The sequence below is a fragment of the Mycolicibacterium septicum DSM 44393 genome, from assembly GCF_000455325.1.
In the GTDB taxonomy this organism is placed as follows: Bacteria; Actinomycetota; Actinomycetes; order Mycobacteriales; family Mycobacteriaceae; genus Mycobacterium; species Mycobacterium septicum.
This window is the reverse complement of the sequence record NZ_HG322951.1, coordinates 3,808,834-3,818,794: the sequence shown is the minus strand read 5'-3', so window position 1 is coordinate 3,818,794 and position 9,961 is coordinate 3,808,834. Positions and strand designations below refer to the sequence as shown.

The following is a 9,961-nucleotide window of genomic DNA, read 5'->3' as shown; positions in this document are numbered from 1 at the left end:
GAGCATGTAGCCGACGCCGCGCACGGTGTGGATCATCGGCTCGCGGTCGGTATCGACCTTTTTGCGCAGGTAGGAGATGTAGAGGTCGACGATGCTGGACTTCCCGCCGAACCCGTAATTCCACACCCGGTCCAGGATCTCGGCGCGGCTCAGCGCCCGGCGCGGGTTACGCATCAGGTAGCGCAACAGTTCGAACTCGGTGACGGTGAGGTTGATCGGCTCACCGGCCCGGGTGACCTCGCGGCTGGCCCCGTCGAGCACCAAATCGCCGACCTCCAGGGTTTCATCGGAGACCGGCGTGGTGTGGCTGGAGCGGCGCAGCAGCCCGCGCAGCCGGGCCACCAACTCCTCGAGGCTGAACGGTTTGGTCATGTAGTCATCGGCACCGGCGGTCAGCCCCGATACCCGGTCCAGCACCGAATCCCTGGCGGTCAAAAACAGCGTGGGCGTATAGCCGTCGGCCTCCCGGACCCGCCGCAGGATCTGCAGGCCGTCGATGTCGGGCAGCATGATGTCGAGCACCAAGACGTCGGGTTCGATCTCGTCGAACTTGGCTACCGCGTCGTGGCCGTTGTGCGCCACATCGACTTCCCAGCCCTCATAGTGCAGGGCCATCTTGACCAGGTTGGTCAGCGCCGGCTCATCATCGACCAGCAAGACCCGGATTGGGGATCCATCGGTGCGGTGGATTTTCGGCAGCTGTCCGAGGATGGCCTGGCGGGGTTGCTGGGCACGGGGAGGAACCGACATCGCCGTCATACTTCCATTGTGCGGGGCGCATAGACCCGAGTCACGGAGTTCATATCGAGCTCTAAGGAAACGCTGTATATATCAGCCACCGCGACCCTGCTGCCTGGGAAATAGTTTGGTGATTCATGTGAAAATTGTTGCAAACCCGACGGTTTCGACCAATGGAATGAACCGCGTAATGCTGGTGATGGGTTTGGATGCCGCCATTTCACTCTCCTATCAGGCATATTCAGCGTTCTGCGCATCCCCCAAATATTTGGGTTCTCTATGCATGCCACGCATTTCCTTGCACCTGCCCTGGGCGATAAATACCCTCGCCCTTAGCAATTGGGTGTTGCCGAGTTCCAACGGGTCCAGAAACAGGCCCGGGTTGCGCTGCGCTCCAACGCCTTTCGAAGTTGTCCACCGACAACGGCGTCAACAACTTTTGTGCGTACCCGCAATGAGGCGGGTACGCACAATCATCAACTCCAGCACGGAGGCGCGCAATGCAGCAAACTACCCAACTCGCCGAACGGGCCCGGGCCATCTTGCGATACGACCTGCCCGCCTCACTGGTGGTGTTCCTTGTCGCCCTGCCGTTGTCGCTGGGTATCGCCGTGGCGTCGGGCGCTCCGGTGCTGGCCGGCATCATCGCCGCCATCGTCGGCGGCATCCTCGTCGGCATTCTGGGCGGATCGCCGCTGCAGGTCAGCGGACCCGCGGCCGGGCTGACCGTGGTGGTCGCCGGCCTGATCTCGCAGTTCGGCTGGAAGGTCACCTGCGCCATCACCGTCTGCGCGGGCATCCTGCAGGTGCTGTTCGGACTGAGCAAGGTGGCACGCGCCGCGCTGGCCATCTCCCCCGTCGTCGTGCACGCGATGCTGGCCGGCATCGGCATCACCATCGCCCTGCAGCAGATCCACGTGCTGCTCGGCGGCAGCTCCAACAGCTCGGCCTGGGCCAACGTCACCGCACTGCCCGGAAAGCTGATCAACGCCCACGGCCACGGCGTCGTTCTGGGCGGCCTGGTGATCGCCATCCTGGTGGCCTGGCGCTGGGCGCCCAAAGCGGTGAAGAAGGTGCCCGGTCCGCTGGTGGCCATCGTCGGCGTCACCGCGCTGTCGCTGCTGCCGGCCTTCGGTGACGTCACCCGCATCCAGATCAACGGCTCCCTGATCGACGCACTGTCCCTGCCCTCCCTGCCCCAGGGCAACTGGGGCGGCTTCGCCGCCGGTGTGCTCACCGTCGCACTGATCGCCAGCGTCGAGAGCCTGCTGTCGGCGGTGTCGGTGGACCGCCTGCACACCGGCCCGCGTACCAACTTCGACCGCGAGATGATCGGCCAGGGCACCGCCAACATGGTTTCGGGTGCCATCGGCGGGCTGCCCGTTACCGGTGTGATCGTGCGCAGCTCCACCAACGTCGCCGCCGGCGCCCGCACCCGGGCGTCGGCCATCCTGCACGGGGTGTGGATTCTGATCTTCGCCGTGCCGTTCGCCGGCCTGGCCCAGATGATCCCCACCGCCGCCCTGGCCGGCCTGCTGATCGTCATCGGCTGCCAGCTGGTCAAACGCGCGCACATTGAAACCGCTTGGCGTACCGGCGATCTCGCTGTGTACGCGGTGACAGTAGCGGGTGTGGTGTTCCTCAACCTGCTCGAAGGCGTGCTGATCGGCCTGGCGCTGGCGGTCGCCCTGACCGTGTGGCGTGTGGTGCGCACCAACATCGTCTCCGAGTCCACCGGCGAGGACACCTGGCGCGTCGCCATCGAGGGCTCGGCCACGTTCCTGTCCCTGCCCCGCCTGACGAGCGCACTGGCGCAGGTGCCGACCGGCACCGCGGTGACCGTGGAACTGTCGGTGGACTTCATCGACCACGCCGCCCACGAGACCATCGAAGCGTGGAAGCGCCAGCACGTGGCCACCGGCGGCGCCGTCGACATCCACGACGTGGGTGTAGTCGAGATGGGCAGCGCCGTCGCCGGCCCGCCGATGCGCGGCTTCACCCCGTTCGACAAACGCTCCGGCGTGGTGCCGTGGAGCTCGTGGCAGCGCGAAGAGACGGCTTCGGTGCTGCACGGCCTGGCCGCCTACCACCGGCGCACCGCCCCGGTGCTGCGCCCGCACATGCAGGAACTCGCCCATGCCCAGCGCCCCGAGACGCTGTTCCTGACTTGCGCCGACTCGCGGGTGGTGCCCAACGTCATCACCAGCAGCGGCCCGGGCGACCTGTTCACGGTGCGCAACATCGGCAACATGATCCCGGCCGGCCAGACCGACCCCTCGATCGAGGCGGCCATCGAGTTCGCCGTGGACAAGCTCGATGTCTCCTCGATCGTGGTGTGCGGACACTCCAGCTGCGGCGCGATGACCGCGATGCTGGGCAAGACCGACGCCGGTGCCAAGCATCTGGAATCCTGGCTGGCCCATGGTGATCCGTCGATCACGGCTTTCGACGAAGGTAATCACCCGGTCGCGCAGTCCGCGGCCGAAGCCGGCTTCGGAACGGTGGATCAGCTGTCGATGGTCAACATCGCCGTACAGGTGCAGACCCTGCAGTCCCATCCCTTGGCTCGGCGGGTCAACGTCATCGGCCTGTTCTACGACATCGCCAGCGCCGGCGTCCTGCAGGTGACCCCCACCCAGGTCAAATCACTTGCCGGCGCCGCCTAAATGAAGCCCGCACACGGGGCTCACGCCGAGGCCGAATGCTCGCACATACGCGGATCGTCAACACACGGGAGTGGAACGCAATTCCGAAAGGTAATGGGCCGCATGCTTCGGCCCTGCGCCCCATCGACGAATGCCTCGCGCGCGGGTGGTCGCCGCCGACGCGCAGCTTCCATGCCCGCAGTCGAGGGCTTCGACACTCAACGGCCGGCCGGTGTCGCGATGTTCCTTGCGCCGTCGTGAGCGGCGCAAGGCCGATGTCATTGTCTGGCCGCCGATCCCCGCAACTACGTAGTACGGCAGTACGTATGAAGTACAGTTGTTATCTGGCCAGTTGGCGGCACAGATTTGCCAGTGCCGGACCGGTGCAAGAGGCGTTCGTCCCCGATACCGCGCGGCCTGCGATCGATCATTACGGAGGTTGTCTTGGTAGCCGAAGCGCCCCCAGTCGGAGAACTCAACCTGGTGCTCCCGCTGCGGATTGATGCGCTTGCCGTGGCGCTGCCACGGCGCTACTTCACCGAGCTACCCCGGATCTGTTCGGAGCGCCCGGCGTTCCATCGGCACTGCCTGCACATGGTTGAGCCGATGCCCGTCGATGCCCGCGCACATCACCCAGAACTCGCCAACGGCACAAACGACCTGCGACTCAACGGTGTAGCGAGGTGCTGAGCTGGGCATTGCTGTCCGGTCCGCTCCCGGTCCTGCTGCGTTTGGCCGGAATCGGAGCCGCCGCACTGCTATTGGCTCTCATGGTCATGGCGCCCCGCCGCGGGCGTACCAAGGCGGTGATGTTGGCTGCGTGCGCGCTGGTGGCTGTGGTCACCACGATCATCGTCGCCGACCTGGCACGCAACGAGTGGAAGCTGTTTCCCGACCGCCTGCAACCGCTGATATACGTGTGGGCTGGGGTGTCGGTGTTCGCTGTGACGGTCGTGGCAGTTGGTGGGTTCCTCGCCCCGGGCATGCGTCGTATGCTGTGGTCTGCCGCCGCCGCGGCGGTCGTCGTCTTGGCCTGTGCCAATCAAGTCAATGTGATATTCGCTGCCTATCCCACGCTGGCCGATGCGGTGGGGGCCCGGCGCTTCAGCTATGTCGCGCTGCCCGAAGTCGTGAAGCGTCCACCGCGACTGTTGGCCGACGTCGGCCCGCTCGCGATGCGCTGGTCACCTCCACCCGGGTTACCGCGCGGGGGCAAACTGTCTTCAGCGCCGATCCCGGGGTCGCTGTCGGGCTTTCCTGCGCGCAATGCCGAACTCTACTTTCCACCAGCCTTTTTCGCCGATCCCCGCCCCCAACTGCCAGTGCTGATTCTGGTACCAGGACAGCCCGGATCACCGCAGGACTGGCTGCGCGGCGGCAAACTCGTCCAGATTTTGGATGAGTTCGCGCGAGCCCACCGCGGTCTGGCGCCGGTGGTAGTCGTCGTCGATGGCACCGGGAGCCCTTTCGGTAACCCTCTGTGTTTGGATTCGCGGCTCGGCAACGCCGCCAGTTACATCGCCCGCGACGTCCCGGCCTGGATCAAGGCCAATCTTGCTGTCGATCAAGAACCGCAAGCGTGGGCCGTCGGCGGCGCCTCCTACGGAGGAACCTGCGCGCTTCAGCTCGCCACAAATTACCCTGACGTCTACCCCACCTTCCTCGACATATCCGGGGGCCCTGAGCCCAGCTTGGGCGATCAGTCTCAGACCATCGCCGAAGCATTCGGCGGCGATAAGGCAGCGTTCCAACGCATCAACCCGTTGGATTTGCTGCGTGCGCGCCGCTACCCCGACAGCGCAGGAGCGGTGGTGGTCGGCGCCGATGACCGTGACACCAAGGCAGAAGTCCGCGCCGTCTACGACGCCACCCGGGCTGCTGGCATGGATACCACGTACCGCGAAGTGCCCGGCGGTCATGACTGGCAAGTGTTCTCCACCGCCTTGATGCGTGAATTACCTTGGCTTGCACAACGAACAGGGCTCACGCAGTAAGAAAACTCCGCGTCGCCGGTGACGATCGTCGACGAACGTGCAGGCGCAGTTCGTCGCGGACCGACGTAGAGCGGCTGGATCGGGTTGCCGGCGGACAAGCCGTAGGCAGGTCGATGACAGTTGCCGTCGCCCGGGGTTGAAGGCAGAAATGTGTCCGGCCCCGCCGAAATTGGCGACCAAACGTGATCCACCGAGAGCGCTGAAATCAATGGGCGCCAACGCAACCCCCCAGAACGCGTTGAACCGGCCTTCATCGTCACATCGTCACCTGCAGGTGACCGCAGGAGTGCCCCCGCGCTCGGTTATCCGCCGGCCCGCTCGGGAAAGTCGATTCGGTGGGTCGCGGCGCAAATGCGTACGCGCGCATAGACTGACGGTGTTGATGACAACCGATACAGAAGGGGGCCGAAGATGACACAGTCATCGAGTTCAGTGCCTTCCGGAGGCGGCGGAGCAGCAGTGCTCTGTCCGAAATGCAGCTCACAGATGTTGGCGGTGCAACGGTTCGGGGTGGAGATCGACCAGTGCACCGGATGCGGCGGAATATTTCTCGACCGGGGCGAGCTTGAAGTTCTCGCGCAGGCCGAATCGAAGTTCTATGCCGCTGCTGCCCAACCGCCGGCTCCGTCGGCACCGCCGCCGCAGCAGTATCCACCACCTCAGCAGTACCCACCGCAGCCCTATCAGCAGGGCGGCTTCCTCGGCTCCTTGTTCGGGGGCGGAGGTTACGACAGCCACCACGGTCGCCGATACGGGCACCACTGAGCACAGCGGTGGATTCTGTAGGGGTGCTCTGCAAATAAAGCCAGAGGTAACCACGGCGGACGTATTGTCCAGTCAGTCGGCCGGGGGTTCGATCACCGCAGTAGAGCGGGGCGGCCGCCCGCTGCGGCGGACGCTCCCGGCCAGGCCCGTGACGGGTTGCACGTGGATCCCGACCGCGGATTCTTGCGACATCGCAGTCAACGAGACGATGGCCATCGCGGAGTTGACCGACCGTGTGTGTGAAACCGTGCGGTGATGTCCCTACCGACTGCTGGTGCTGGTCGGCGCCACGTTGCTGGGCTGGTCCGGTCAGTCGAGATCGCTTTTTGAGGTGCACAACGGCTTTCGATGTTGGTGCGCGTTACCGCAGTGCCAATTCGATCCCCGTGATCCCATGACAGCGAGCGGGCGACCATTAGGATTGGCCCACTGGACGAGGCAGTCAAGACCGCCAAGAGATTTCACCGCGGGCCCTGTCCGCGTTTTTTAGGGAGGCGGGTCGTGGGGCAAGGACAAGAGCACGGTTCGGCCGTCTCGGCGAGCGCCAAACACGTCAAGCGGTTATGGGCAGCGCTAGCGCTCACCGGGGGCTACCTCTTGGTCGAGCTGATCGGTGGAATCATCACCGGCTCGCTGGCTCTGATATCTGATGCCGCGCACATGGGCACCGATGTACTGGGGATCAGTATGGCGCTGGCGGCGATCTACTTTGCTCGGCGCCCCGCAACCGGTCAGCGGTCCTATGGCACCTACCGGCTGGAAGTGCTTGCCGCACTGGGCAATGGTCTGCTGCTGTTCGGTGTAGCGGGCTACATCCTGTATGAGGCATACGAGCGGTTCCGGGAGCCGCCGGACGTCCTGGGTGTGCCGATGCTCATCGTTGCGGTAGTCGGGCTGGCGGTCAACGCCACGAGCTTCTGGCTGCTCACCGCTGGGGCCAAGGAGAGCCTCAACGTCAAGGGCGCCTACCTAGAGGTGCTGTCGGACATGTTGGGCTCGATCGGCGTGATCGTCGCGGCGGTCATCGTGACCGTAACGGGGTGGCGGTATGCCGATCCGATTGTCGGTGCCGCGATCGGCCTGTTCATCTTGCCCCGCACCGCTGCGCTGATGCGCGAGGCGTTTTGGATCATCATGGAGTTCGCCCCGCGGGGGCTCGACGTGGACGAGGTCCAACGCAAGCTGGAGAAGGTGTCGGGTGTGCGTGCCGTACACGATCTGCACGTCTGGACGCTGACCGCGGGTATGGAAACCGCAACGGCGCACATCGTGGTTGCGCCCGACGGTGAGTACGCCGCCGTTCTGCAAGCGGTGCGCGACGTGTTGGCAAGCGAATACTCGATCACTCACATCACGATGCAATGCGAACCGGAGGGCTTCAACGAGACCCCATCCTCGATCTGAGACCACCCGGTAGACGGCCTCATCCTGCATCCCGCACACACGCTATTCCCCGCTGGTTGGGCGGGGCCCCTGGGGCTGCGCTTGGCCATCCGCATGGGCGAGCGTGTGCCGGCAGTCTTGACGATCACTGTGATCGACTGCCGGCGCCGATCCTCCGTTGTGAGCACCGCCGTCGTCGGACTCGCGGCAACCTCCTTGCCGACCGCGAGATTTGCATCCCCGCTTGGTGCCAACAACAAGCCGGAGGCCCGCCATCACCGGAGCTATCCCCTGCGAACTTCGGGTTGAGGTGTCGCATCGAAATGGCCAATGAGTGACCGATAATGCGTCGTTGCAGCATTGGGACCAATTGACGCAGTGCTATGACGTTCATCCACATCACCGGTCGCGTCGCGGAAAAGTGCGGACCGGCTGATTACCTCGACGGTCGCCAGGAGCTTGGCCCAGGAGCGCATCCGGTTGCAGGCCAGGATTTTTCACATATTTTGACACCGCCGAGCAGCCAATTGTTGGTTGTTGACACGTTGTCGACAGGACGATGATTTACGAATGCTAGGTAAATGATATGCGTCTGTATTGTTCGGAGCCGTTAGAAAGGCATTCGATATGAATATCGCATTGGTTGGCCGACCTGAACATATTCTGGCCACGAGGTTAATGGCCCAGGCAATGCGTCGGTTGAACCCCGACGAAAGGAGAAATCTCGATGACCTATCGAAAGCGCCGTAAGACAACGTCACTTCTTGTCGGCGCCGCGGCGAGCATCGTCGCGGTGGGCCTGGCGGGCCCGGCCGGAGCGGCGCCCACCGCGCAGCAGAGTGCGCAGGCCACCATTGGCATGTTGCAGGCGCAAGGCTTCCACGTCATGATCAGCAAGATTGGCGACGGGCCCATCGACCAATGCACCGTGAAAGCTGTCCGCCCCGGACGTAAGGCGTCTCAACTAACGAATCCGCCCATCCGGGCGGGCGTTCGCAATCAACCTCCGGCATCACCAACCGTCTACGTCGACCTTGCCTGCAAGCCGTAGGGCCGTGAGTCCCCGACTCTTGCAGCGCGAGTCAGGGCGGGCGCTATCGGGGCCGTGATTCCTACACCGGTCACCATCACCAAGTCCAAACGGCGTTACCTGTGGCCGAGTCGATTTCTATAGTCCTTCTCGGCCGTACACGATGCGAAATCTATTCTGCGATTGCCCGATCCGCCGCTGTGATGCCGGCGGTTCGGGCATCGCCGTTGAATCCCGGATTTTGTTTGCGGGTTGGCCCGACCGTTGCCATGTGTCTGAGGTGTTGACACTCATCCCGAGAGGTGTTGAGCGGGCACTGGTTTCGATTGTCTTCTGGCCTCGCACCGACTGTGGTGCGGCCTATGCAGAGGTGTGCGCGTTGGGTGTGAGCTCTGGGTGATGCGTGCGGCCCACGTGGGCCTCGGCGCGCATCCGCTCGACCATGTGCGGGTAGTGCAGCTCGAACGCCGGGCGCTCCGAACGGATCCGGGGCAGCTCGGTGAAGTTGTGCCGCGGCGGCGGGCAGGAGGTCGCCCACTCCAGCGAGTTGCCGTAACCCCAGGGGTCGTCGACCGTCACGGGCTCGCCGTAGCGCCAGCTCTTGAACACGTTCCACACGAACGGCAGCGTCGAGATGCCCAGGATGAAGGCACCGATCGTGGAGATCACGTTGAGCGTGGTGAAGCCGTCGGTGGGCAGGTAGTCGGCGTAGCGACGAGGCATGCCCTCGTTACCGAGCCAGTGCTGCACCAGGAAGGTGGTGTGGAAGCCGATGAAGGTCAGCCAGAAGTGCAGCTTGCCCAGGCGCTCGTCGAGCAGACGTCCGGTCATCTTCGGGAACCAGAAGTAGATGCCCGCATAGGTGGCGAACACGATGGTGCCGAAGAGCACGTAGTGGAAGTGCGCGATGACGAAGTAGCTGTCGGTTACGTGGAAGTCGATCGGCGGGCTGGCCAGCAGCACACCGGACAGGCCACCCAGCAGGAAGGTGATCAGGAAGCCGACCGAGAACAGCATCGGCGTCTCGAAGGTCAACTGGCCCTTCCACATCGTTCCGATCCAGTTGAAGAACTTGATGCCGGTCGGGACCGCGATCAGGAACGTCATGAAGGAGAAGAACGGCAGCAGGACCGCGCCGGTGGCGTACATGTGGTGCGCCCACACCGCGACCGACAGGGCCGCGATGCTGATGGTGGCGTAGATCAGGGTGGTGTAACCGAAGATCGGTTTGCGGCTGAACACCGGGAAGATCTCGGACACGATGCCGAAGAACGGCAGCGCGATGATGTACACCTCGGGGTGACCGAAGAACCAGAACAGGTGCTGCCACAACAGGACACCGCCGTTGGCCGGGTCGTAGATGTGCGCGCCCAGGTGGCGGTCGGCGGCCAGGCCGAACAGCGCGG

8 protein-coding genes are annotated in these 9,961 nt (G+C 64.2%); 6 read left to right on the top strand and 2 right to left on the bottom strand.

What is annotated here, in order from left to right; all coding sequences use genetic code 11:
• Positions 1–759: response regulator transcription factor (locus TX88_RS17925; RefSeq protein WP_044519535.1), on the bottom strand; the 759-nt coding region annotated here is incomplete at its 3' end.
• Between the two features lie 479 nt (positions 760–1,238).
• On the opposite strand from TX88_RS17925, the gene TX88_RS17920 reads away from it, so the two are divergent.
• From TX88_RS17920 to TX88_RS17895, 6 genes are all read left to right on the top strand, one after another.
• Entirely contained in the window at positions 1,239–3,404 is a 2,166-nt protein-coding gene (locus tag TX88_RS17920) for a SulP family inorganic anion transporter (RefSeq protein WP_044518568.1), read from the top strand.
• A gap of 423 nt (positions 3,405–3,827) precedes the next feature.
• On the top strand, positions 3,828–4,073 hold the full coding sequence (locus TX88_RS17915; protein WP_019348712.1) for a hypothetical protein: 246 nt from the start codon (positions 3,828–3,830) through the stop codon (positions 4,071–4,073).
• Entirely contained in the window at positions 4,067–5,377 is a 1,311-nt protein-coding gene (locus TX88_RS17910; protein WP_019348711.1) for an alpha/beta hydrolase, read from the top strand. Before TX88_RS17915 ends, TX88_RS17910 begins: the two co-directional genes overlap by 7 nt.
• Before the next feature lie 411 nt (positions 5,378–5,788).
• Positions 5,789–6,142: a TFIIB-type zinc ribbon-containing protein gene (locus TX88_RS33380; RefSeq protein WP_074416698.1), complete on the top strand. Its 354-nt coding sequence runs from the start codon at positions 5,789–5,791 to the stop codon at positions 6,140–6,142.
• A 501-nt stretch (positions 6,143–6,643) separates the two neighbouring features.
• Positions 6,644–7,546 (top strand): cation diffusion facilitator family transporter, encoded by a 903-nt coding sequence (locus tag TX88_RS17900; protein WP_019348708.1) that lies wholly within the window; start codon positions 6,644–6,646, stop codon positions 7,544–7,546.
• 706 nt (positions 7,547–8,252) lie between these two features.
• A complete protein-coding gene (locus TX88_RS17895) occupies positions 8,253–8,576 on the top strand; it encodes a hypothetical protein (protein WP_019348707.1) in 324 nt (107 codons plus the stop codon).
• A 339-nt stretch (positions 8,577–8,915) separates the two neighbouring features.
• Here TX88_RS17895 and TX88_RS17890 read toward each other — a convergent pair.
• Positions 8,916–9,961: cytochrome c oxidase subunit I (locus TX88_RS17890; RefSeq protein ID WP_044518567.1), on the bottom strand; the 1,046-nt coding region annotated here is incomplete at its 5' end.

What these genes read in the sequence shown, in the direction of transcription:
- TX88_RS17895 (WP_019348707.1), top strand. Translation starts at nt 8,253, where the DNA reads ATGACCTATCGAAAGCGCCGTAAGACAACGTCACTTCTTGTCGGCGCC.
- TX88_RS33380 (WP_074416698.1), top strand. Translation starts at nt 5,789, where the DNA reads ATGACACAGTCATCGAGTTCAGTGCCTTCCGGAGGCGGCGGAGCAGCA.
- TX88_RS17920 (WP_044518568.1), top strand. Translation starts at nt 1,239, where the DNA reads ATGCAGCAAACTACCCAACTCGCCGAACGGGCCCGGGCCATCTTGCGA.